This window comes from Crateriforma conspicua, assembly GCF_007752935.1.
Taxonomy (GTDB): domain Bacteria; phylum Planctomycetota; class Planctomycetia; order Pirellulales; family Pirellulaceae; genus Crateriforma; species Crateriforma conspicua.
Genome location: NZ_CP036319.1, coordinates 3,285,646 through 3,310,113, shown reverse-complemented (window position 1 = coordinate 3,310,113; position 24,468 = coordinate 3,285,646). Strand labels below are relative to the sequence as shown.

The window sequence follows — 24,468 nt, the reverse complement described above, 5'->3', positions numbered from 1 at the left end:
CGATGCTTTTTCCGCGGTCGGTTGCCAAGAATCGGCTGCGGCCAGCGAATCGACCAGCCGTAACCGAGCTTCATCACGGGAGAGACCATGTCGGATTTTTTCACCAGCCCATTCTCCATTCCGATCGTCGCGATCGTCTGCGCCGTGGGAATCCCGATCCTGGCCAAGACGTGGGGCGATTGGGCAAAACACCAGGAAACTTGTCGGCTGAAGGAGTCGATGATCCAGCGTGGCATGTCGGTCGATGAGATCGAACGAGTCATGGCCGCCGGAGACTCGAAATCCACCGACTGCCGCCTGTAGGTCCGACCGGCCGATCGCGGGTCGGTTATGCTTCGCATGACGATTCGTCGCTTATCGAATCGCCGCGTGATGGTTTGACGAAGCGGTTCGATAACGCGGTGATGGTCCGCGGCGCAGGGCCGACGGCAACCGGAAACAGTCAACGGTGCATGCCAGGTGCCCATCCCTTTTTCCGGACGAATGCAGAAGCATGTTGAATCGAATCACGACGCAGCTTTGCGTGGCCAGCCTCCTGGTAATCTGTCAATCGACTCTTACATTCGGCGACGAAACGACGCCCCGGTTTCAGTGGTCCGTCCAAACGATTGATCAGATTCAGATCGGTTATGGCGTGCAATTGGAAGATGTCAACGGCGACGGCAAACGCGACATCGTGCTGGCCGACAAACGGACGATCCAGTGGTACGAAAGCCCGTCGTGGACGAAGCATGTGATCGCGGAAGACCTGACCAAACGTGACAACGTCTGCGTCACGGCTCGAGACATCGATGGCGACGGACGCTGTGAAATTGCGATCGGAGGCCAGTGGAACTATCGCGAGAGTGTGAAGGATGGCGCGGTTTTCTACCTGGTTCCGCCTCAGGATCGCACGCAGCTTTGGGAACCGGTTCGCTTGCATCATGACCCCAGCACGCATCGCATGCACTGGGTTCGAACCGGGACCGATCAGTACCGTCTGATCGTCAAACCGTTACGCGGCAAGGGAAGCGTTGACGGTGACGGCCCCGCCCTGCGGATCTTGGAATACACGATGCCGCAGGATCCACGCGAACCATGGAATTACTCGGTCGTCAGTGAATCGTTGCACCTTTCCCACAACTTTCACCGCGTCAATTGGGACGACGATCCCGAAGAAGAGTTGATCGTAGCGGCAAAGGAAGGTGTGTGGCACTTCGACCGCGGCAACGATGGCTGGACCCCGCGTCAATTGACCGAGGACTTCGCCGGTGAAATCCGCGACGGACGACTGCCCAACGGAAAACGATTCATCGTGACGATTGAACCGAAACATGGTTCGACCAGCGCGGTCTACGTGCAATCAAACGACGGCGGTCTGTGGCAACGACAGGCCGTTCTGGATCAGGCACTGAAAGACGGCCATGCACTAGCCTGTGCGGATTTCCTGGGTGTCGGTTCCGACCAAATCGTCGTGGGATGGCGAGCGATGAATGATACGGGGATTCCCGGCATTAAGATGTTCATTCCGGCAGCCGAAGACAGATCGCATTGGACCGAACAGAGGTTGACCGCGGAGGAAATCGCCGTCGAAGATCTGAAGGTTGCCGACATGAACGACGACGGCAAAGTCGACATCGTCGCTGCGGCACGACAAACGAAGAACCTCGTCATCCTATTCAACGAGACACCCTGATTTTGGGGCGATTTTAAGGTGGGAGCGGACGCTACTTTCGCGGAGCGAAAGGCGACTTTGTGAGCCGCGGGGCGATCGTTTTCGTGACCAAGACCTGACGATAGCGTGTCGGACTCAGGTTGGTTGGCCGGGAGCGGACGCTACTTTCGCGGAGCGAAAGGCGACTTTGTGAGCCGAAATGACGCTAGCGGTGGGTGACCTTTTTGACGAGGCCACCCGATGCTAGCGAGTTTGGCGGAGGGTTACAGATAGGCCGACCATTGATCGGCCGTAGGTGCAAGTCGAGACCTACATGTCGATCTCGTAGCCCTTGCGGCTTTCGCGCGACAGGAACGAGTTCGCTTCTTCATCGCCGACGATTTCGCGTTTGGCGGGATCCCAATTCAATTCACGGCCCAAACGGATCGCGATGTTGGCCAAGTGACAGGTTTCCAACATGCGGTTGTGCGACCAAACGTCCGAGATCGGCTGGGTGCGATTTCGCATGGCTTGGACAAAGTTGTCCGTATGGTTCTCAGCCACCGGGCCGCCGTAGACGTCTTCCACCGCGCCTTCGGGAAGCGGGTTCGATTCCAAATCCTCGACAGGTTTGCCCACGATCTTTCCTCGGTTGACGAAGAAGCGACCTTTGGTGCCCTCAAACAAAATGCCGTTGTCGCCTTCGCTCGTGATGACGAGCGGAATGTCGCCCGGCATGTTGGCGTGAATCTCGAATTTCGTCGGCGAGTTGTATTGGTCGGCAACGGTTGGGTATCCGTCTTTATAGTCCACCGGCAACGAATAGCTGACAGGCGTGATCTTGTTCGGACCGGTATCGCCGGCTCCCAATGCCCAAGTCGCGATGTCGACGTGGTGGGCACCCCAGTCGTTCATTTGACCACCGGAGTATTCGTACCAGTTCCGCCAAGCGTAGTGGCAATTCGTGTAAAGAGGCACACCGCCGCCGTAGCCTTTTCGCATTTCTGGCAACGCACGGTAGGCAACCTTAGGTGCCGGTCCGAGCCAGAAATCCCAATCGAGACCTTCAGGAACATCGATGGCGGGAATCACGGGGGAACCAGTGGCACCGTTGATTCCGCAAGTGACCTTCTTGATTTCGCCGATTCGGCCTTCGCGAATGAGTGCGATGGCTTGCAGGAAACGCTGCTGGTTCTCGGTCCGCTGCATTGTTCCGACTTGGAACACTTGTCCGGTTTGCTTGACGATCTTTTCGATCAATTTGCCTTCATCGATCGTCAGCGTCAGGGGTTTTTCGCAGTAGACGTCTTTGCCCGCCAGCATGGCTTCGACGGCGATCTTGGTGTGCCAGTGATCGGGCGTCGCGATCATGACGGCGTCGATGTCTTTGCGTTCCAGCACCTTGCGGTAATCCGCATAACCTTCGGGAGCCGTGCCCTGGCGTTCTTTGACCTTCTCGATGTTCTCACCCAGAACATTCGCATCGACGTCGGCCAGCGCGGCAAAATCGGCGTACTTGAACGACTTGCTGGTGATCGTCCACCCTTGATTGCGCAGTCCGATCGTTGCAAAGACCGGGCGTTCGTTCGGCGAGATCGCGGCCATCGATCGCGGCGATGCGGCCAGGGAAACACCGGCCGCGCCGGTGGCCGCCATGGCTTGCAGGAAACGACGGCGTGAGTGGATGGCGACTCGGGACATGGCTGGTTTCTCCGGAAAAAGAGGGGGGCAGGCAGGTTTGATTCGCGGCCGAGCCTGGAAAACAGGCGTTCCGCGCTGGCTGGTGAAACGGCACAGTTTAGCATCAAGTCGGGACGTGTCGTTGCGCCGGAGCAGGACTGCGACCATTTTTGAGGTCGTCCGGTCGCCGATGTCAGATTGGCCGGATTTTGGGAATAGGCGAACGAAAACAAATCGGCCTAGCGATCATCCAGCGTGGCTTTGGACCGCAGGATGTGGTGATAGTGCTGGGCAAAGCGGTGCGATTCGTCGCGGACGTACTGCAACAACCGCAGGGCGAAGGCACTTTTGCTAAGCCGGATCGGTTCGCTTTCGCCCGGTCGAAAGATTTCTTCGTCGCGTTTGGCCAAACTGATCACCGTGGGCGGAGTGATTTCCTGGTCACGGAACGCCGCCATCGCGCTGTTCAATTGGCCTTTACCGCCGTCGATCAACAGGATGTCGGGGAACGTTTCGCCGTCGTTGCTGAGCTTGCGGAAACGTCGCGAAACGACTTCATAGATGCTGCGAAAGTCATCGATCCCCGAAACGTCCTTGATGCGAAAGCGTCGATAGCCAGGTTTGAAAGGCAGACCGTCGATGAATTGCACCAGACTGGCAACCGTCTGGCCGCCACCCAGGTGCGCGATGTCGACGCCTTCGATCACCCGCGGCGTTTCGCTCAGGTGCAACACTTTGCGCAATCCCGCCAGGCCCTTTTTCGGATCGATATAAAAGACCTCCGGCTGGGCATGGGTGTCCAGTTCGCCGCGTTCGTCCAGACGCTCCAGCATCCGGATCTCATCCCGTAACACGGCCGCTCGTTCGAAGTCCAGGTTCTTGCTGGCCGACTGCATCTCCTGGGTCATTTCCTTCAACAGTTTCGTTCGCCCGCCTTCCAGGAAGGTTTGCAGCCGCCGGATGTCGCGTCGATAATCTTCCTTGCTGATGCGGAAATTGCACGGCGCGGTGCACTGTTGAATGCTGGCCAGCAAACACGGTCGGAACCAGTTCCAACGTTCGTCCGATTCGCTGATGTCCAGACTGCAAGTGCGAAATTTAAAAATCCGCTGCATCACTTGGATGGCCCCCCGCAATGCACCGGCGCTGGTGAAGGGGCCGTACAGTTTGACGCCTTTTTGTTTGGGTTCGCGGGTGACCTCCACGCGTGGGAATTCTTCGCGGGTGGTGATCATCAGGTACGGAAACGTCTTGTCGTCCTTCAGATCTTTGTTGTGCCGCGGCTGGATGTCTTTGATCAGCCGTGATTCGGTCAACAACGCGTCGACTTCGCTGTCGGTTTCCAAGAAGTCGATGTCCGCGATTTCGCCGATCCAATCGGCGGTCCGCATGTCTTCGGCGGCGGCTTTCAAAAAATAGCTGCCCGCGCGGCTGCGCAGGTTCTTTGCTTTGCCGACATAGATCACCACCCCGGCGGAGTCTTTCATCAAATAGACGCCGGGGCTGGTCGGAAACGTTTTGACTTTCGCGGCCGCCTGTTGAAAGCCGGGCGTGTCGGGCAGAGGCTGAGTCATCCGGTGACAAAATGAAGGTGATTGAGTGACGGGGGATACGAGTCGCAGCCGGCGAGCGTGGCAAAGGCGGTTCGTGGATCGCTTCGACGCGAATTGCCTTAAACGCCGTCTGTGTCGTGGATAAATTCGTTCTACAAGAAGAACCGGATTGCAGGGCGGACCGGATTTGCAAGCCGGACGGACCTTGTCAGAATAGGCGGGTGTACACCAGTTGCCGATGGGATGATTGACTTTGACCGATTCGCAAGCCCCTGATCCCGCCGATCAAGACCCGACCGACGGCTGGCCCGACGATCCGGTTCAGCGACGAAAGGCCATTGAAGGTGAACTACGTCGGGTCCGCCAACAGCGTTCGTTGGCCGAACTGAGGGCCAAGGAACAACAGTTGGAATCGCTGTTGCGTCAGCTGGACGAAACCGACGGCGGGGCAACGGCGGTGGCCGATCCGCCACGCTTTACCGATTGGAACGACGTCGCGGCGGCCCAAGCCGTTTCGATGGGCGGGCCGATCGGCCAGGCGGTGATCGAACCGACCGCTGGATCCGCTTTGTTGGACCAACCGCAAGTTCGACGGGATTCGCCGCACGACGAGATTCGCCGCCCCCATTTCGATCGCTCCGGCGACGCGGATTCCGCCGTCGATCCGACCGAAACGCCCGATTCCGCCGCCGATGGCGACGGGCCAGACCAAGTGACCGCCCGCACAGCGTCGTCCGATGTGGTGGGCCCCGATGCCGAGGCCCCCGATTTCAGCAGGCTGGACGCGACGGCGTTGTCGATCGAGCAGACGTTGGACGCGGCGGAACACGATTTGGCATTGGCCAATGATTCTGATCAAGACGGCGACGGCCCCGATTTGGTCGATGCCGAGGAATCGGAGGAGGACGAAGCGGGGCGCCGTGTGCGGCCGATGCCGTGGCTGATCAGTGGCGGTGTGCACTTGGTGTTGTTGTTGATCTTGGGTTGGATGACGCTGCAAGCGACACGGCCCAAAGACCAGATCGCGATGACGGGTTCGCCCAGCGATCCGAATCCCGAACCGACCATCGAAACCCTGTCGATCGAAACGAACGAACCGGAAGTCCAGCCGGAGGATCCGTCGACGACCGATGTGCAGTATGAGCTGAGCCCCGTGGGGGAAGTCTACGCGGCATCGTTTTCGCCCGACCCGTCCGATGCACCGGTGGCGGTGACGCCGGCGGCACGTTCGCTGAGCCAGTCCAGCGGGACGGCGATGTCGTTGGCCGGCGGTGATTCGATGGAGAAGATTGAATTCTGCGGCATCAAGGGCGGCGGCAATCACTTTGTTTATCTGGTCGACAGTTCGGGCAGCATGGGCGACGCGTTCGCATCGGCACGTTTGGAATTGTTGCGTTCGATCGCGGCACTGCGAGCCGACCAGCGTTTTTATGTGGTCTTCTTTGACGCCGAAAGCGATTACATGCGGTTGTCCGACGCCAACCGCGACGAACCACGTAGTGTCTTGGCGACGCCGGAAAACAAAGAGAAACTGCGTCAGTGGGCGATGCGGATCAAGATCGACAAAGGCCGCGCCCCGTACGACGCCCTGCGTTTCGCACTGGGGCTGAAACCCGACGTGATCTTCTTGCTGTCCGACGGTGAATTCCCGCAGGGGATCGTCGAACTGTTGGACGAAGAAAACCGGGTCGAAAACTTGTTCGGCGACGCAAACCCGATCAGCATCGTTCACACGATCAGTTACCACAATCGTGAAGGCGAGACGCGGATGCGTTTGATCGCGAAGAAGAATCAGGGACAATTCCGATACGTGCCCGACCCCAGCGAAAAACGATAGCCGTCAAGGCGGATCGTTTGCGATACGGACCCATCGTCGTGAAGCAGATCATCACCGTCATCCGACCTCATCTGGCCGAAAAAGTGCTGGCGTCGCTTCGCCGTGCTCCGCTGGAGGCCCTGACGGTGACGGAAGTGAAGGGATACGGTCGCCAGAAAAGCTACTTGGACGAATACCAGCGAACCGAATACGACGAAGCGTTTTTGCCGAAAGTCGAAATCACCATGTGGGTCGACGATTCGCGGTACGAAGAAGTCCTGCAGAAGATCACCCAAGTCGCCCGCAGCGGACGCATCGGCGACGGTAAGATTCTGGTGACGTCGGTCGATTCGTTTCTGTAGACGCCGCGGAACATTCTCAGCCATCGCGAGATATCGGTGCTGGGCATCGACGTGATCGCTTCGCCCCCCGATTCGGATACCGGTGGCGGCCCCCATTTTTCTTGCCGTGGGCCCCGGCGATCCATTAAGCTGGTGTGGCATGACGGCCCGCGCCGCCCCCGTCGATCGGCGATAGCGGTGCGTTTCGCCACATGCGTCCCCCCCACCCTGCCCCGCCTTTCCGCACCTTCCCACCGCCAGAGGCGCCGTTTGATGACGCGCGGATCCCTCGACCGATGCCTTCGTACCCCGGCGGCGCGACTCGCGATCGGTCTCTCGGTCTTTCTATGCGGGCTGATCGGTGCCATGCGGGCGGCGGAATCGGCCGACGCGACGCTGGTGTCGGTGGAAGCTTCTCGCTCGAATGCCAAGTTTTTTGAAAGCGAAGTCCGACCGCTGCTGATTCGTCGTTGCTATGAATGCCACAGCGAAACGGAAAGCGAAGGCGGTTTGCGTTTGGACGTGGCGACCACGATCACCCAGGGAGGTGACAGCGGCGTGGCCGTGATCCCCGGCGACGCGGATGCCAGTTTGCTGATGGCGGCCATTCGCTATGACGGTCTGGAAATGCCGCCCGATGAACCACTGACCGAATCGGAGACCGAGATCCTTCGTCGTTGGATCGACCAGGGTGCTTACTGGCCGGAATCCTTTGGTCACGCCGGCGACGATTCCGACTCGGATTCCGATGCACAGGACTATTGGGCTGCCGAACCGGTTCGCACCGTTCCACCGATCGGCATGGTCCCCACAGGCGACTTCCCCGCGGCGGCCGGAATGATCGACCGATACATCGACGATGCGCTCGCAACAGCCGGTTTGTCGCGAGCCCCACGATCGGATCGGCGTACGTTGCTGCGGCGGTTGTTCTATGACGTGACCGGAATGCCACCCGGTCAAAGTGACATCGACGACTTCTTGGCAGACGATTCGCCCGATGCCTACGCACGAACCGTCGATCGGTTGCTGGCCGACCCGCGTCACGGCGAACGGATCGGGCGGTTTTGGTTGGACCTGGTTCGCTTTTCCGAATCGGACGGTTATCGCCAAGACGCCTTTCGCGCGTCGGCGCACCGATATCGCGATTGGGTCGTCAACGCTTGGAACACGGCGATGCCGTACGACGAATTTGTGACGATGCAAATCGCCGGCGACGAAGTCGATCCGAACAGCGAAGAAGCACTGACGGCCGCCGGATTCTTGCGACAAGGCATTTACGAATACAACCAACGCGATGCCGAAGGCCAGTGGGAAGTCATCGTTGACGAATTGACCGATGTCACCGCCGATGTCTTTTTGGCGACCGGTTTGGCTTGTGCAAAATGCCACGATCACAAGTTCGATCCGATCCCACGCAGCGATTATTTCCATTTCCGCAGCGTGTTCGAACCGTTGATTTTCCGCGACATCACCAACCCGAAGATTTCCGATACCGCGGACGCCCGAAACAGAACCAAAATCGAATCGCTGGTCGCCGAGTTGGCCACGATCGATTCCGAAGCGTTAGAAAAAGCAGGACGCGCCGCGGCGGAATTGTTTCCGGACGAAGTGCTGGCGATGTACGACAAGCCGGCCGATCAACGCAACAGTTACGAATCACAAATCGCGCACCTGGTTCACTTGCAGGTGTTGGATCGACAGGCACGCGACAGCGAAATTGAAAAGACGATCGGCAAAGAAGCCACCGCTCGGCGACGCGAGATCATCGCGGAATTGAAACAACTGGGATACAGCCCGCGACCGTCACGTCCTGTGATGACAGTCGCCGATGCGTCGGGTGACATTCGTCCCACGCGGTTACCAGGCCGACATAGCGGACGAAGCTTTGCACCGGAGGTCCCGGAGATCTATGGCGGAATGCCGCTGGATGTCGCCCCACCCCCATCCGACCCGACATCGACGGGACGACGATTGGCGCTGGCACGTTGGATGACGTCGCCGGAAAATCCGGTGACCGCTCGCGTGATCGCGAATCGCATTTGGCAACACTACTTCGGCCGTGGCATCGTCGCGTCGCCCAATGACTTTGGCGCGCTCGGGACCCCGCCGACTCATCCGGAACTACTGGACTACCTGGCCGATCGACTGCAGCGAACCGGTTGGGATTTGAAACGGCTGCAGCGTGAAATCCTGCTGAGCGAAACGTACCGGCAATCGGCCCATCATCCGCGACGTGCCGACGGCCAAAGAATCGACGCGATAAATCGGCTGCTGTGGCGTCGCAGCGTCCGGCGTTTAGATGCGGAACAGTACCGGGACACGCTGCTGGCGGTGATGGACCAAGTGAATCACCAGATCGGTGGCCCCAGTCCCAGCGGAGCGCCGCCGCGTCGAACGATCTACCTGCAGCGGAAACGTAACACGGGTGACGAGATGCTGCAGTTGATGGATGCCCCGACTGGGATCGTCGGCACCGCACGCCGCGACGTCACGATCACCGCCACCCAGTCGTTGATGATGATCAACAACGATCGTCTGATTCATGTGTCCGAAAAGTATGCCGATCGTGTCCAAGCGGACCTTCGCCGCGATGGCATCCACCGCGATTCGGGCGATTGGGCGGAACAGTTCGTTCGTCATGCGGCCCTGATCCTGACATGCCAACCGATGTCCGACGATGACGTTGAATTATTGTCGCCGTTGGTCCAGGCGGGTGACGACGGATGCCGCGACGTTTGCCACGTGTTGTTGAACGCCAACGCGTTTTTGTTCGTCGAATGATCCTGCACTTTTTGTTCATTTAACACTTTCCCGGGTATCGCCCATGACTTCATCGCTGTGTGATCGCATCGGCGTCCCGCACCATCGCATCCTGCGTGACCGTCGCGACTTTTTGGTCAACGCCGGTGCGGGGTTTGGGGCGCTGGCCCTGCGCAGCATGTTGGCGCAGCAATCGGCCGCCGCGGGCACCTTGGCCGGCGGCGGTGTTCACCATGCGGCGACGGCGAAAAGCGTCATCTTTCTGTTCATGGAAGGCGGCCCCAGCCAACTGGACACATTCGATCGCAAGCCGTTGTTGAATGAACTTGCCGGCCAACCGTTGCCCAGCAGTTTCAAGGAACCGATCACGGCGATGGGCGAAAAGAACACCGCGTTGCTGGCGTGCAAGCGGAAGTGGGATCGCTATGGCGAAAGTGGGCTGGAGATCAGCGATTGGTTCCCCAACGTCGCACAGCACGCCGACAAACTGGCCGTCATTCGTTCTTGCTACGGCGAAGGCATCAACCACGCCGGCGGCTGCAACCTGATGAACACCAGCAGCATCCTGGGCGGGCGTCCGTCGCTGGGGGCATGGACAACGTATGGACTGGGCACCGGCGATGCGGACCTTCCCGCGTTCGTCGTCATGCAAGACCGCACGACGCCGGTGGTCAATGGGGTTCGCAACTGGGGCAACGGTTTTTTGCCGGCCACGTTCCAGGGAACACCGGTGGGCAGCGATGATCCGACCCAGCCGATTCGCAATCTTTCAACGCCGAAACAAATCAGCGACATTCGGCAACGTGAAAAGCTGGATCTGATCGCAGAAATCAATCGCCGTCACGCCAGCCGGTTGCCAGAAGTCAGCGAATTGGATGCGCGGATTCGATCCTACGAACTGGCCTATCGCATGCAAGCGTCTGCACCGGAGGCGGTGGATCTGTCGCAAGAGACGGCCCAGACACACCAACTGTATGGCATGGACGATGACACCACCCGACCGTACGGCCGCATTTGCTTGCTGGCACGCCGATTGGTCGAACGCGGCGTGCGGTTCATCCAGCTTTACAGCGGCGCGGGCAGCAAATGGGACGCTCACAAAGGCATCGAAGGCAACCACAGCAAGTATTGCCGGGAAGTCGACCGGCCGATCGCGGGATTGCTGACCGATTTGCAGCAACGCGGCATGCTGGATGAAACCTTGGTCTTGTGGGGCGGTGAGTTCGGACGCACGCCGATGAGCGAACAGGGCGACGGACGCGACCACAATCCGACCGGCTTCACCATGTGGATGGCCGGCGGCGGCGTCCAGGGCGGCCAGACGATCGGCGAGACCGATGAACTGGGTTTGTACGCGGTAAGGGATCGTGCGCACGTGCACGACATCCACGCCAGCATCTTGCACCTGATGGGGCTGGACAACATGCGGTTGTCCTACAACTATCAAGGACGCTTGGAACGGCCCACGGTCAACGAAGGCGCGTTCATTCAGCAACTGGCCACGATGGGCTAGCCAAGCCCCGGATTTGATTCGCGCATCACTTGAAGCGATGACAAAGTCCACAAGGCTTTGCCATCGTTCACAAGATCCGTTTCGGCCGACAACGTTTTCACCTTCGCAATTCAAAGGCAATGATGTCCGTCAACGCGATCGAACCCGGAAAGACACGCATCGGATGGATTGGAACCGGCGTGATGGGTGCCAGCATGTGCGGGCATCTGATCGACGCGGGCTTTTCGGCAACCGTGTTCAATCGAACGCGATCGAAAGCCGAGGCGTTGATCGAGCGCGGCGCGACATGGGCCGACAGCCCTCGTGCGGTAGCCGAGACGTCTGATGTGATCTTCACCATTGTGGGTTTTCCCCACGACGTTCGCTCGGTGATCTTGGACGAAGATACCGGTGTCTTGGCCGGATGCGACAGTGGGAACATCATCGTCGACATGACCACCAGCCAGCCCTCGTTGGCCGTGGAAATCGCCCAGGCTGCGGCCAAGAGAGACGTGTTGGCTTTGGACGCACCGGTTTCTGGTGGCGACAAAGGTGCCAAAAAGGGCACGCTGTCGATCATGATCGGTGGCGATGCCGGGGCGGTAGCGGCGCTGCAGCCGTGCTGGGACGCGATGGGCAAAACGGTCGTGCATCAAGGCGACGCGGGTTCCGGCCAACACACCAAGATGGTCAATCAGATTTTGATCAGCACCGGCATGATCGGCGTCTGCGAAGCGTTGATCTATGGCCACCGCGCGGGGTTGGACTTGCCGACCGTGTTAAAGAGTGTCGGCAGCGGTGCGGCGGGCAGTTGGTCACTGTCCAACTTGGGGCCTCGCATCATCGACAACAACTTTGACCCCGGCTTTTTTGTCGAACACTTCATCAAAGACATGGGGATCGCGCTCGCCGAAAGCCGACGCATGGGATTGTCGATGCCGGGCTTGGCGCTGGCTCAGCAGCTTTATCAAGCGGTCGCCGCACAGGGGCACGCCAAAGACGGAACCCACGCGTTGGCACTGGCACTGTCCAGCCTGAACGGATTCGACTGGAAAACGCGAAATTAGCGATCCGACGACCGTCGCTTACCTCGATGCCATCGCCAAGTCGACGCAATACCAATCGATGCACCGGTAGTGCACGAAAGCGGCCGCCATCACAAAGGCGTGCCAGACGACGTGGGCGTATCGAAATCGACGGTCGTTGATCAAGAAGATCACCCCGATCGAATACAGCACTCCACCGGCAAACATGCCCAACGCCAATGCCCGTGGGACTTGGCCGATCAACGGCACCGCGGGAAACCAGCCCAGCATCAAATAGGTGACCGTGCTGATTCCGTTGATCCGGTGTCGCAGCGCCACCTTGGCGACAAATCCGGTCAGCGCAGCCGTCCAAACCGCGATGCTTAGCCAGATTCGATTCGTCGGTCCCGCGTGGGCGACGATGATGGGCGTGTAGGTGCCCGCGATCATGCAATAAATCATCGCTTGATCCCAGGCACGGAAACGGTTCAACCAAGGCTGGCGAAACACGGTGTGCGACAGCGTCGACGCCAGAAACGTTCCCACAACCGACACCGCATACGCGGCACAGGCGATCCCCATCGTCGTGTCGACCCGCCATGCTTTGGCGACCAACATCACACCCAGGATCACGGCCGCCAGACAAGCGCCGCCGTGCGACAGCGCGTTGGCCCATTCTTCACCGGGCTTCATCGGCGCTTGCGACAGCGTGGGATCGGGGTCCCGGGCCGATGATTCATCGGAGGCAGAATCAGTGCCGTTGGATTCGCCGTCGCCATCGGGGCAATCGGGCTGAATCGGCTGTGGCTGTAACACCGGGCGCATCCTTGTTTGTGATCTCTTGCGTCGTGGAAATAGGTCGATGGTTCAGCGACGCAGCGCCCGGCGTTGATTGTCGCCGGGCTACTTGGCCATGCCGATCTGACGCAACCAAGTCGCACACAGGTCGGGCCATTGATCGGTCGGGGAATCGGCCTGACGCAGACCGAACCCGTGTCCACCACCGCTGAACACGTGCAGCGACGACGGGATCCCGTTTCGCTTCATTTCCGTGAACAACGCCACGCTGGACAGGCAACTGACACGGTCATCAATGGCGTGTGCAAAAAACGCCGGTGGCGTGTTTTTGTCAACCGTGATCTCGTCGATCAGTGTCAAATCTTCATCCGATTCGACCAACCAGGCGGGATAAACCAGCACGCCAAAGTCGGGCTGGAACCGAATTTTGCCGTCGCCCGGTCGATGTGCGGCATAGTGTAGCGTCGACGCCGTCAACGCCCGCGCCGATGCGTTCCCGCCGGCCGAAAACCCCAAAACGCCAATCTTTTGTGCGTTCACGCCGCTGACTTTGCTGGTTCGCAGCATCACGATCGACCGCTGAATGTCCTGGACCGGCGCCAGCCATTTCTGGTCCTCCGATCGAGTCGGCACGCGGTATTTCAACACTACCGCGTCGACTCCCACGGAATTCAGCCACGCCGCGATCTCTGTGCCTTCCAAATCCCACGCCAGGATCGAATAGCCGCCGCCCGGCGCGATCACGACCGTCGATGTGCCCGGTCCGTCGGCATGGGCGGGATAAACGTGCAGCTGGGGTGTCGACACATTTCCCAGACGGATCACCGAGCGACCGGCGACTTTACGACCGTCCGGTCCGCTGGTGTCACTCTCCTCGGCCTGCGGTGCATTCCAAGCCGGTGCGTCGCCGTCCCAGATGTCGATGACGGCTGTCGCTGCTTCGTCGGCGGATGCCTTCATAGAAATTTCCGTGCAAAGGAGTCCCAAAACGATGGCGGCGGACCAACGGATCATGCTGCAAACGGAAATCATCGGCCGCGGGCCGGAGGTCTGTCTGGCGGGATTCGGCGCGAGCGAGTTGAGAACATTGGAATGAAACTTCTTGGCAAAGTCAGGGTGTGTCATCGGAATTCCTTGGTCGAAGTGCAAGACAGGGACGTTTATAATCCACCGCGGCCGGTGACACACGCAAAGCCGTCACGAAGCGTGAATCGAAAGGTGGATGGACCCCAAGTCACTCGGCCAGCACCAGGAGGGCCCTGGCCCATGGACACTCGGACCCGTCCAGATAAACGAACCGACGATACCAGCGACGGCAATGCGAACGTCGACGCGGAGATCGTGACATCAGGCTTTGCCGACGCCTGTCGTCGTGACGGCTATGAACTTCGTTGGCTTCGTCGACGGACCAGGATTGAGCGAACGATTGGACTGACGTGCAGCCGGCTTGGCAATGATCCGCACCGTCGACGACAGGTCTGTCAACGTTTGCGGCGGATCATGACCGACGCCCGCAATCGTAACGCGGCCTTTGTCGTTTCGGCGGGATCCGCCGTGCTGCCTTGGGCCAGCCGAGCCGCGGAATTGTTCGGCGCGTCACTGGGGGTTTTGTCGCCTTGTGTTCCCCCGTCGCCGGGCGAGACCGACCGACAATCATCGCCGCAGCGTGGGAACGGCAAACGCCGTGACCGCAAACGCAGCGACACGACCGCCGGCGATCGGTGTTTGATTCAAAACTGTGACGCAATCGATGCGTTGTACGTTCGTCGCGGCGGATCGATCCAGCGTTTCATCACGCAACGATTGAAATTGCGACCGTCCCCGAACGTTCGCATCGCGGTGACCGGACTGGCCGATTGTGCATCCGGCCCGTTGATCCGCGGCGGTGCCGTCGGGCACTGGATGTACGACCAAGACGTCGCCGGCGGTGACCATCCCGTCAGCGATCGTGGCTGGATCCACACCGATGCCGACTGGATTCAGCAATCGGACCGGTGGCTGGTACACTGCACAAGACCTTGCACCGGAGCCTGGCCGGGCCAGACGTCCCAGCAATGGATGGACGATTGTCTGTTGTCGGTCGACCGGGACCGGAGTGCCCTGGGGACGCTTCATCGAATCATCACGACACGGCGTCTGGTGGCATCTGCGGTCGCATCGTCGCACCAGTATCCCGTCGTTTGCTTTTCCGCCGTTTCGGTCAGCGAATTGATGCAACGCCGATCGTATCGGTCGCACCTGCGGCGGTGGGATTACCTGCCGTTTGGCATCGCGATCCGGAAATCAGCGGCTTTGGACTGCGGAATTCGCCCGGTCGTGTACGGCGATCCCGAACAGTCGTCGAGGCTGGACGAAGCGGATCGCTATCGTTCCCAAGCTCGCGGAAAGACCGTCGACTGGACGGCGGAACGCGAATTTCGGGCTGCGGGCGACGTGGATTTGGATGCTTTTTCGGCCTCAGATTTGCGGGTATTTGTTCCCGATGCCGAATCGGCGGCTGAAATCCGACGCGTCTGTCCATGGTCGATTTCGGTGGTGGAACCTACAATGGACCCTATGGAGCACGGCGATCGCTAGGCATTGCCGACCGGTTCCAAAGCCGGTGTTCCGCCCCACCATTCCCCATCAAATGAGCCCCGAAAAAGTCGATGACTGCATTGCCAACAGCCAAAGTTGCGAAAGACGATTCGCTGCACCCGTTGGCTTCGTACAAAACATTGGAATCCGACGAACTGCATCAGCGGATCGAAGCGGTGCGGCAATCGATGGGCGATTCCCTGTTGCTGTTGGGTCACCACTATCAACAGGACGAAGTCATCCAGCACTGTGACCTGCGGGGAGACAGTTACAAGCTGAGCGAGTTGGCTGCGTCCAGCGAAACGTGCCGCACGATCGTTTTCTGCGGCGTGCACTTCATGGCGGAAACCGCCGACATCTTGGCCAACCGTCCGGAAAAATTGGAATCACGTGGCGGCGACCGGGTCACCGTAATCTTGCCAGACATGGCGGCCGGTTGTTCGATGGCCGACATGGCGGCGATCGCCCAGGTGGAAGACGCTTGGGCCGACATGGGCGAAATCATCGACACCAGTCGCGTGATTCCCGTGACCTACATCAACAGTGCGGCCAGCTTAAAGGCGTTTTGTGGTCGCCACGGCGGCATCGTATGCACCAGCAGCAATGCCGCATCGGTGATGGACTGGGCGTTTGAACGGGGCGATCGCGTTTTCTTCTTTCCCGATCAACACCTCGGCCGCAACACCGCGTTGGGCATGGGCATCGGTACCGAACAAATGCCCGTCTGGGATCCCTATGCGTTGGAACTGGGGGGGAACACCGAACAGGCACTGCGCGACAGCCGTGTGATTTTGTGGAAAGGCCACTGCAGCGTTCACCAAATGTTCCGGCCCGAACATGTCGAGGGTTTTCGCAAGAACCATCCCGGCATCAAGATCTTGGTGCACCCGGAATGCCCGCGTGAAGTCAACGACATCGCCGATGTCAGCGGCAGCACCGGAAAGATCATCGACACGGTTCGCAACAGCCCGCCGGGAACGAAGTGGGCAATCGGCACGGAATTGCACTTGGTCAACCGGCTGAAGGCGGAGCACCCCGAACAGGAAATTCATTTCTTGTCGCCGGTCGTCTGCATGTGCGCGACGATGTACCGGATCGACTTGGCCCACCTGTGCTGGTGCCTGGAAAACCTGCGTGACGGATGCGTGGTCAACCAAATCCTGGTCGACGATGAAACGACGCATCACAGCTTGGTCGCACTGCAGCGGATGCTGAAGGTGAAGTAAACAGGCTAAGGAATTGGTGAGTGAATCCGATGAAGTGGCCCAATTCTTGGGCACACGCATATGAGGGAGCGGGTTTGGAAAACGGTTCACTTCGCAGCAATCGCGTGATCAGTCGGTATCCAAAGCGTGGGAACTCTGAAGCAAAATCCTGGTTCCGCTTGATCAATGACGGTTCATCTTCTTTCGCCGCTGATTGATGTCGCTGGGTGGTCAATGATTGACATGCCCGACGATCTGACACGTCACAGGTCTTTTGAACATACTTGACTGTCTAACACTGCCATGCCGGGAGTCGGTCGTTTTCTTCTCAAACCTCAGTTTGACCAAGAAAGACTTGACCGCGCCGGGGGGGGGGGGGGGTACAACCAAGGGCAAGATAGTCGGTCTGTCCAGCTCGATGGTGAAGGGGTGAGAAATTGGTTTTAGCGAGTCAAAGGTATCGCGCAGCGAGTAGAAGGATTGCTGGTCTTTTCGCACTGTGCATCATGACCCTTTGCGGAGGGTGTGGTAAAGATTTTCAAAACCAAATGGGGACTCCTTCGCCAAGCCAGCATCGTCGGCCTTTTGCAAAGAAACCGCTGAGTCCAAGCATCGACCTGGGCTTAATCTAACGAGACCGTCCATACACCTATATTCTCCCTTTAGAAGAATCATTCAATTCGCCAAATTCCAAACTCGAATCAATGGTGTCTTCCTGTGATTGCATCCAACCGCAGCTGGTGTTCTGTTCGCTTCCAAACGGAAGCAACCTAGTTGGGCTACGTATCAACATTGACGCCTTGGGTGAATCAGAACCTGCTCCTTCTGCGATCGTGGCCGTCATCGAGTTTCGGTTTGCTCACCAGGAATCGAAATCGCTCGAATTGCGATTTCGATACATTGAGCAACTAGCCCCCTACGTCATTGGGGACAAACAAGGATACTATCGAAGCTTTCCGCACTCTTCATCAATTCAAAACGAAGGGGGGGACCTTTGCGTCGAGAGAATATCGAATAGTCTTTTACACTTGTATAGTGCTGGCGTTTGAATTTCCGAACCAAATTACCGATGGATTTCATAAATGTGGGTGAACCAATCTGCCAGAATCTTGATTCTGCTCTCGGCGATGTTAGCAGTCATGTTCTCACCTCAGCTTTTCAGTCTATTGGCAGCGAGTGAAGATGGGATTCTGATTGTTCCCAACCGCTAGGAGCTCGCTTATCAAAGCATTGATCAAGAACACGATCAGACCCTGTCAGTTGCCCTTCAAAATGACACGCATGTCGAGGCAGAGATTATTGGGCACCAGGTGACCTGTTCCTGCATTGTGGTGAAAGGGGCGGAAGGAAAACTACAGAGCAGTTCCAATAAGACAATAGAGATCAGTATTAACTCGGAAGCCGCAAGACACATAAGGTCGCCACAGCGAGTCGATATATGGGTTGAATATTCGTCAAAAACGGTGACAGAATCGATCCGGATTTTTACGCGGAATAGTTCCAACTCATTGCAAGACGCATAATGACCCATCAATCGCACTGTCGCCCGCTCAAAATACAACGCAATCCTACTTAGGAATACTATATTCAGGTCGTGCCTAACAAGACATTTCTACTAATCGTACCTACACACGGTTGCCCCAGAACACATCAGCACCGATAGCGTCTGCCCACGGTGGCAACAATTTGTCGGTGTAAGACTCCGGTCCCATACAAAGAGTGACACTGCCCAGTGACCCACGGTTTTCCAGGGAAGAACACCTACGATTCGCAAGGCAGAATTTCGTGAATCACCGTTTCATTTCCAATTTATGCAAGGTGGATTGATGGTTCAGAATCAAAGAGTTTACCGGTATCGCACCATCTGTTTTGCGATCGCAGCGATTGTTGCAGGGCTTTCTTCCAGTGTAAACGCTTACAAAGACCACGATGAGTATTGCTTACTCTATTGCAACGAAGCAGATTTAGAGGCATGTTTTCAAGACATGATGATGTGCAATGAACCTTGCCACCCCCTCGGCTATGGATGCCGAAATTGCAGGTGCGAGCGATACCAAAACATTAACTGCTATTGCACGACGGAGTCGTGGCCCTAGGCTGAACTCTACGTCCTGAATTCAGATTTTGGAAGACAATACAGAGAAACGAACTGGGGGGGGGAATCGCAATTTTTTCATCGTCGATTTGCGTTTCCCCTCGTGTTTCTCAAGTTTCTCATCAAGGTGGAGGTTTCCAGTGGGAATATTGAATCGATTAGTGTTCGTGCTTCGAGTTTGTTCTTCATGGTTTCTCCGTTTGTTCAATACCAGTCATCCGTGCCGTTTCACAAGTTGCCTATTGCTGTTCAGTTTTCCATGCATGCCTGCCGGTGCGTCAGAGACATTACCCAAGGACGTGTTGCGGGGGTATGAAAAGTTTGCCAAACGCATGCACTGCTACCTGGTTGAGCGCACGTACATGGAGATTGTCGACGGCGAACAAAGTGCGCCGCAAGTTTCCGTTCACGAAAGGTGCGGTACTGATGCTGTTTCGCTTGAGTATCAGGATGACGGAACCGGTGAACGAGTCTTTGGGCGAAACGATGACTATTTCTTTTTGATTGGCCGCCCCTCACAGGAGGAGCCCTGGCGACTCAAAACTCTTTTCGCCATGGATGCGGAACAGGCCAGTCGTCCTTCACCGCACTTAGATTCGCTTCGGCTGGATTTTTCTCCGGCCGCAGCGGGAGTTCGTGTTGGTGATCGGCGTCTATTTACGGCGATCTTAAACGGAGATGCAGAGTTAACACGAGTTTCTAAAGAAGGAGATTCCATCGTCGTGCTCGAAGTCAAAAACACACGCCCTGAGAATTCGAGTTGGCGCGTGCGAAGCGGTGTGTTTAGGCTTCGAAGTGACAGACACTATCAGATCGAATCAGGCACCTTTGAAGAAGGGAATAAGAGCGGTGACAGAGCGAAATGTGATATAGCGAATAGTTTCAAATACTCAGACGACTACAAGGCTTGGATCGTCGATTCTCAAGTTTACCGTACACGCTGGGCAACTCCCGATGGATCTGAGCAATTGGCGTTGGACTTTCATTTTGACTACGAATATTCTCCATTTAAACAGATCCCTTCGCAATTCCAACTCACGCGATATGGCATCGGAGAGCCGTACGGGCTTTCGCAGAGTTCGCGTTTTGGTTGGAAGCTCATTGTGGCCGCGTTAATATTTTTATCTTTTTGTGCTGTTTTGGTGTGGAGATGGGCGAAGAGAAAACACGGATCTTTGGGCTAGCGGATGCGCTTCGGTTCGTCTTTGTACCCCTGATGGCCACAGCCTTCATACTAATTGCGAAAGTGCCGTCCTCATCATTCCTAGCAGGCTTGGGACTTTCTGCGGACTATTCCGGTCACCTTGGTGGGGAGTATATGAACCTTGCATACTCGCTATTTTTGGGAAACGGATTCTCAGATCCATTCGGACGCGCGACAGGGCCCACGGCTTGGATGCCTCCTGTAATCCCCGCCTTGATTGCCCTTGTATTAACTGCGTCCCAGGGCGACATGCGTTGGGTCAAGATTGCAGCGGGTTGCGTACAGTGGACCACGATCGCTTGCGTTCTGTTTCCACCACTGCTCTTGGGGTCAGTCTTAACTTGCGATGCCAAGCAATGGCGATTTATTCTAGGTGCAATTGTCGGATCAATTGCCGTCGCATCCAATTTTTACCATTTAGCGCAATTTACGCATGACCATCTTTTCGGTTTGATATTTCTTACACTTCTCTGGCTCATGGTCGTCATTGACGCCAGAAACGAATCTGGCTCAAAATTCGCATTTGCAAAAGGTTTTTTTTCCGGTGTGGGTGCACTGACACATACCGTCGGAGGAATTGCTGCAATCATATTGCAACTCTGGCTGTCCAGAAACGCAAGGACCCGACTCCTATTAGTCTTTGGTTTTCTTCTCGCCGGTCTACCTTGGTGTTTTCGATGCTATCACCAACTCGGGCGTTTTTTTCCTATCAAATCGAATGCCGGTTTCGATGCCTATCAAGCATTGATCGTCGACGATGATGGTGTTCCCGAATACGCATCTTTGGCCCAACATCCAGTTCATGCCAATTCGCCAGCAGGTGCTGAGTATGACGAAATAGGAGAATCGGAATTTGTGCGTTCCAAGCAAAAGCTGTTTTTCCAACGCTTACAGAATTCTCCTGCTGATGCTATCAAGCGTGTGATCTTTCGATTTCAGGCGTTCGTGATGGGCGAGGGGTCTCCTGAGCATGAATTTCTTTGTGTTCAACGTAGGCAATGGAAAGTTGGATGGAATTGTTTCTTCGGCATAATGGTGGTTTTGCTTGCGATATCTCGGGATTCTCCCTTCTACGCGATTATCGCGTTGAAAATCTGGATGCTTTTCAGTGTTCCGTATGTTCTTGTCAGTTACTATGACCGGTATGGAGCAGCGTTGGTTTCGATCCAAGCTATTATTGTGTATTCGGGTGTATGCTTGCTCATTGATTGCATGATAGACAGGCGTTTTCCTATATTGAGGCGATCAATAAAGTTGTCTGGAAAGAAAGGGTGAAATCGATGTTATGCAGAATTTGTCGATCAAGACAGCAATCATTTTGCATGACGCGGTCCGCAGTAACATTGATCGAATTGGTAACCTTTTTTGCCATCGCTTCCATTTTGGTTGCATTGATTCTTCCAGCAGTCAATGCTAGTCGAGAATCCGCCCGTGGTGTGCAGTGTGGAGAGCGATTGCGACAACTGGGCCTTGCAACTCATTTGTTTCATGGGGCACACAAGGTGTTACCTGGAAATGGTAGACGCGGCGCCAATAGAAAGATCCCTGCTTTGGATGGTGAGGGTTTTCGTCCGTACACCAATGATTTTTTTGCCCGTCAGCGGTTCTTCTGGGGAGTCGGTTCTCCCAAGTTCTCTCCTTGGAAACAGGAAGGTTCGTGGTGCTTTGCACTTTTTCCACAACTTGAACTTCAAGCTTGCTATGTCGACAATGTCTTTCTACCAAGTATAGCTGTCTTCAATTGTCCTTCACGAAGTCGAGGAGGTCCCGCCCAGGTGCCTCACCTAGACACCTACGGTGACTACGGCTCCGGCGGCCATTCGATGGCAAAGACTGATTTCGCTGCAAATGGTTGGAAGATTCGCAATCTTCCCGAATTCTCGAGCTTTCGGGATTTTGGTCGAGGTACGAGCAACACGCTATTGTTCGGTGAGAAGGCATTTGATCAGACTGTGCAGGTTCCCACGTCGTGGTACTGGGACGAACCAGTTTATCTTGGCGGATCCGCGGGCACAGCCAGACGTGGATTCGGTGTTGTGCCTGATGGAGTCGGTATTCCTTTTCGCGAAAACTGGGGCTCACCTCACCCGGGATACGCATCGTTTGTTTTCGCAGACGGTGCGTTGCGTCGAGTAGCCAACACTGTGGAAAAAAACCTTTATAGTTTTGCTCGATCCAGACTCGCAAGATTGGGTCCAGCAGTAGAAAAAACACTTGTTCGTTTAGCGATTAGCTTTGTCCACTGACAGGTCTCGTCGATCTGGTTTAGCTTGAGCGACGGCGTCGCCCGTTGCCCACATCGGGCTGTTGGAGGAATGTAGACCAAGCAGGATGCGCTACATTGTTTGTTCACACAAGAACAAGGCTGTTTCGAAGTCAACGACATCGCCGATGTCAGCGGCAGCACCGGAAAGATCATCGACACGGTTCGCAACAGCCCGCCGGGAACGAAGTGGGCGATCGGCACGGAATTGCACTTGGTCAACCGGCTGAAGGCGGAGCACCCCGAACAGGAAATTCATTTCTTGTCGCCGGTCGTCTGCATGTGCGCGACGATGTACCGGATCGACTTGGCCCACCTGTGCTGGTGCCTGGAAAACCTGCGTGACGGATGCGTGGTCAACCAAATCCTGGTCGACGATGAAACGACGCATCACAGCTTGGTCGCACTGCAGCGGATGCTGAAGGTGAAGTAAACGGGCTGAACGGATTCAACAATTCAGCCGCTCGCTAGACGTCGGCCAACAATTGATCGATCTGCGCCAGCGTCGATGCGTCCAAGGCGGTCGCGTCGGCCGTTTCCAAAATCTGATCAGGCCGACGCGCACCGACCAGTGCACCGGAGACGCCGTCCTGGCTGACCGCCCAGCCGATGGACAGACTGGCAACGCTGCGACCGATCCCTGAACCGATGTCGCGCAATGCATCAACGATCCGGTGCGCTCTTTCGCGTTTCTCTCCCTGAAAGACATCGTATTTGGGCCGGCTGTCACCTTCGGGAAACTGATGATCGCGGCCGATCTTTCCGGCCAACAAGCCCTTCATCAACGTCCAGTACACGTGACACTGGGCACCGTCGGCCGCGGCCGGGCGAATCAATGTGTCCAGTGAATCTTGCTGCAACAAGTTCAACGGGCACTGAATCGCATCGCATCCCGCGACGGCGGCGAACTGTTTCCGCTGGTTTTCATCCGCGTTGCAAATGCCGATGCGTTTGGCTTTTCCGCTACGACGCATTGTATCGATCGCCGCAGCGGATTCGGACAGCGGCACGTCGGGATCGGGGCTGTGCAACATCAGCACATCGAAGTGATCCAGACCTGCGCGACGAAGCGATTCTTCGACGTCGGCGGTCAGAGTCTGCGGCCGTCCATCGACAACGCGTTTGCGATCCGGCGTCCAACGTTGCCCGGCTTTGCCGATCAGTTCAAAGGAATCACGATCGGCCTGCAGAAACTCACCGATCAACCGATCACTCTCGCCGTCATACCCATAGCTGTATGCGGTATCGAATCGCCGTATGCCAGCATCGATGGCCGCGGCGATCGTCGATCGGGCATCATCACGGCTGACGCCGACGGTGGTCACGCCGGCGATCGGCCAGAGTCCGAGGATGACTGACATCTTGATATGGTGCTTTGGTGGGTGGCTGCGTTTGAGATGCGAACGTGGATCATCCGGCGATTCAAGCCGACGTGTTCGGTGATCATCTGGGCCGAGGCCCCGGTCAAAAGTAAACCGAACTTTCAGCGGTGAATCCGGCACGGCGGATTATCTCAGATGCGGCCCGACTCATCACCCCTCATCATGCGAATTTCGCAGTAGCCCGGCGTCGCCGGCATTGTCCGTTGCCCGATCGGGTATGTGTTACCAAAAGCTTCCCCATGGCATCGCGATTCCATGGGCAAGACGACCAAAAGTCCCAATCAATCGTTCGCAGCGTCCAGTGACCGTCGCTTGTTGATTCGCTACATTCGTCGTCCAAAAAGAGCAAGCGAAAAGAACACCAGGCAATGTTTTACAAACTGATCTGGCGAAAATGGAACGCGTTGAACAGCGTCCCGGAGTACCTACCAAAGTGCTCCAAGGAGGAAGTCCAATGCCCCGACACCGTCTCACGGATCGAGAGTTCACGAAATCCATCGAGCGTTGAACATGCTCGCTGGCCGAAGCTCTCGCGAGCCCGTCATCGCCGCACGCAAATCAGCCTGGGCATCCGCCAACGACCCCTACCATTTTCATAACCTGAGTACGTCCCTTGTAGCTGACTCGAGAAGTCTCACTTCCCG

General features: G+C 56.9%; 17 protein-coding genes and 1 pseudogene. 13 read left to right on the top strand and 5 right to left on the bottom strand.

Annotated features, from left to right (window positions below; all coding sequences use genetic code 11):
* Positions 1-87 precede the first annotated feature (87 nt).
* Both Mal65_RS12450 and Mal65_RS12445 read left to right on the top strand, forming a co-directional pair.
* Positions 88-303, top strand: coding sequence for a hypothetical protein (locus tag Mal65_RS12450; RefSeq protein ID WP_145297938.1), 216 nt, complete (start codon positions 88-90; stop codon positions 301-303).
* 190 nt (positions 304-493) lie between these two features.
* Complete coding sequence (locus Mal65_RS12445) at positions 494-1,675, top strand: FG-GAP repeat domain-containing protein (RefSeq protein WP_145297935.1); 1,182 nt, start codon at positions 494-496, stop codon at positions 1,673-1,675.
* 288 nt (positions 1,676-1,963) lie between these two features.
* Here Mal65_RS12445 and Mal65_RS12440 read toward each other — a convergent pair whose 3' ends face one another.
* Positions 1,964-3,334, bottom strand: coding sequence for a Gfo/Idh/MocA family protein (locus Mal65_RS12440; protein ID WP_145297932.1), 1,371 nt, complete (start codon positions 3,332-3,334; stop codon positions 1,964-1,966).
* Positions 3,335-3,552: 218 nt separating this feature from the next.
* Positions 3,553-4,887: an excinuclease ABC subunit UvrC gene (locus Mal65_RS12435; protein WP_145297928.1), complete on the bottom strand. Its 1,335-nt coding sequence runs from the start codon at positions 4,885-4,887 to the stop codon at positions 3,553-3,555.
* Positions 4,888-5,119: 232 nt separating this feature from the next.
* On the opposite strand from Mal65_RS12435, the gene Mal65_RS12430 reads away from it, so the two are divergent.
* From Mal65_RS12430 to Mal65_RS12410, 5 genes are all read left to right on the top strand, one after another.
* Complete coding sequence (locus Mal65_RS12430; RefSeq protein ID WP_165701231.1) at positions 5,120-6,703, top strand: vWA domain-containing protein; 1,584 nt, start codon at positions 5,120-5,122, stop codon at positions 6,701-6,703.
* A 38-nt stretch (positions 6,704-6,741) separates the two neighbouring features.
* Positions 6,742-7,044, top strand: coding sequence for a P-II family nitrogen regulator (locus Mal65_RS12425; RefSeq protein ID WP_145297923.1), 303 nt, complete (start codon positions 6,742-6,744; stop codon positions 7,042-7,044).
* A gap of 252 nt (positions 7,045-7,296) precedes the next feature.
* Positions 7,297-9,804, top strand: a complete 2,508-nt coding sequence (locus Mal65_RS12420; protein WP_145297920.1) for a PSD1 and planctomycete cytochrome C domain-containing protein — start codon at positions 7,297-7,299, stop codon at positions 9,802-9,804.
* A gap of 43 nt (positions 9,805-9,847) precedes the next feature.
* Positions 9,848-11,296 carry a DUF1501 domain-containing protein gene (locus Mal65_RS12415; protein ID WP_145297917.1) on the top strand — a complete coding sequence of 483 codons (1,449 nt, stop codon included), beginning with the start codon at positions 9,848-9,850 and terminating at the stop codon, positions 11,294-11,296.
* Between the two features lie 122 nt (positions 11,297-11,418).
* Complete coding sequence (locus Mal65_RS12410) at positions 11,419-12,342, top strand: NAD(P)-dependent oxidoreductase (RefSeq protein ID WP_145304872.1); 924 nt, start codon at positions 11,419-11,421, stop codon at positions 12,340-12,342.
* 18 nt (positions 12,343-12,360) lie between these two features.
* Here Mal65_RS12410 and trhA read toward each other — a convergent pair whose 3' ends face one another.
* Positions 12,361-13,116, bottom strand: coding sequence for a PAQR family membrane homeostasis protein TrhA (gene trhA / locus Mal65_RS12405; protein ID WP_196784793.1), 756 nt, complete (start codon positions 13,114-13,116; stop codon positions 12,361-12,363).
* Between the two features lie 87 nt (positions 13,117-13,203).
* The gene (locus tag Mal65_RS12400; RefSeq protein ID WP_165701230.1) at positions 13,204-14,058 is read right to left on the bottom strand and encodes an alpha/beta hydrolase; all 855 of its coding nucleotides are present in this window, start codon (positions 14,056-14,058) and stop codon (positions 13,204-13,206) included.
* Between the two features lie 306 nt (positions 14,059-14,364).
* On the opposite strand from Mal65_RS12400, the gene Mal65_RS12395 reads away from it, so the two are divergent.
* The 6 genes and pseudogenes from Mal65_RS12395 to nadA (Mal65_RS12370) form a co-directional block, all read left to right on the top strand.
* Positions 14,365-15,675: a hypothetical protein gene (locus tag Mal65_RS12395; protein WP_145297912.1), complete on the top strand. Its 1,311-nt coding sequence runs from the start codon at positions 14,365-14,367 to the stop codon at positions 15,673-15,675.
* Between the two features lie 71 nt (positions 15,676-15,746).
* Positions 15,747-16,901 carry a quinolinate synthase NadA gene (nadA, locus tag Mal65_RS12390; protein ID WP_145297909.1) on the top strand — a complete coding sequence of 385 codons (1,155 nt, stop codon included), beginning with the start codon at positions 15,747-15,749 and terminating at the stop codon, positions 16,899-16,901.
* 2,316 nt (positions 16,902-19,217) lie between these two features.
* A complete protein-coding gene (locus Mal65_RS12385; RefSeq protein WP_231131355.1) occupies positions 19,218-20,159 on the top strand; it encodes a hypothetical protein in 942 nt (313 codons plus the stop codon).
* A 32-nt stretch (positions 20,160-20,191) separates the two neighbouring features.
* Positions 20,192-21,454: a hypothetical protein gene (locus tag Mal65_RS12380; protein WP_165701229.1), complete on the top strand. Its 1,263-nt coding sequence runs from the start codon at positions 20,192-20,194 to the stop codon at positions 21,452-21,454.
* Between the two features lie 47 nt (positions 21,455-21,501).
* The gene (locus tag Mal65_RS12375; protein ID WP_165701228.1) at positions 21,502-22,425 is read left to right on the top strand and encodes a DUF1559 family PulG-like putative transporter; all 924 of its coding nucleotides are present in this window, start codon (positions 21,502-21,504) and stop codon (positions 22,423-22,425) included.
* 126 nt (positions 22,426-22,551) lie between these two features.
* Positions 22,552-22,875 (top strand): annotated as a pseudogene (gene nadA / locus Mal65_RS12370) (quinolinate synthase NadA); the annotation flags it as partial.
* 34 nt (positions 22,876-22,909) lie between these two features.
* On the opposite strand, the gene Mal65_RS12365 reads toward nadA (Mal65_RS12370), so the two are convergent.
* Positions 22,910-23,803 (bottom strand): aldo/keto reductase, encoded by an 894-nt coding sequence (locus Mal65_RS12365; RefSeq protein WP_196784791.1) that lies wholly within the window; start codon positions 23,801-23,803, stop codon positions 22,910-22,912.
* Positions 23,804-24,468 lie beyond the last annotated feature (665 nt).

Bases quoted from the DNA above. Each gene is read 5' to 3' on its own strand.
- Mal65_RS12395 (WP_145297912.1), top strand. From the start codon at position 14,365: ATGGACACTCGGACCCGTCCAGATAAACGAACCGACGATACCAGCGAC.
- nadA (WP_145297909.1), top strand. From the start codon at position 15,747: ATGACTGCATTGCCAACAGCCAAAGTTGCGAAAGACGATTCGCTGCAC.
- Mal65_RS12375 (WP_165701228.1), top strand. From the start codon at position 21,502: ATGACGCGGTCCGCAGTAACATTGATCGAATTGGTAACCTTTTTTGCC.
- Mal65_RS12400 (WP_165701230.1), bottom strand. From the start codon at position 14,058: ATGAAGGCATCCGCCGACGAAGCAGCGACAGCCGTCATCGACATCTGG.
- Mal65_RS12450 (WP_145297938.1), top strand. From the start codon at position 88: ATGTCGGATTTTTTCACCAGCCCATTCTCCATTCCGATCGTCGCGATC.
- Mal65_RS12380 (WP_165701229.1), top strand. From the start codon at position 20,192: ATGGCCACAGCCTTCATACTAATTGCGAAAGTGCCGTCCTCATCATTC.
- Mal65_RS12410 (WP_145304872.1), top strand. From the start codon at position 11,419: ATGTCCGTCAACGCGATCGAACCCGGAAAGACACGCATCGGATGGATT.
- Mal65_RS12440 (WP_145297932.1), bottom strand. From the start codon at position 3,334: ATGTCCCGAGTCGCCATCCACTCACGCCGTCGTTTCCTGCAAGCCATG.
- Mal65_RS12420 (WP_145297920.1), top strand. From the start codon at position 7,297: ATGACGCGCGGATCCCTCGACCGATGCCTTCGTACCCCGGCGGCGCGA.
- Mal65_RS12415 (WP_145297917.1), top strand. From the start codon at position 9,848: ATGACTTCATCGCTGTGTGATCGCATCGGCGTCCCGCACCATCGCATC.
- Mal65_RS12365 (WP_196784791.1), bottom strand. From the start codon at position 23,803: ATGTCAGTCATCCTCGGACTCTGGCCGATCGCCGGCGTGACCACCGTC.
- Mal65_RS12445 (WP_145297935.1), top strand. From the start codon at position 494: ATGTTGAATCGAATCACGACGCAGCTTTGCGTGGCCAGCCTCCTGGTA.
- Mal65_RS12435 (WP_145297928.1), bottom strand. From the start codon at position 4,887: ATGACTCAGCCTCTGCCCGACACGCCCGGCTTTCAACAGGCGGCCGCG.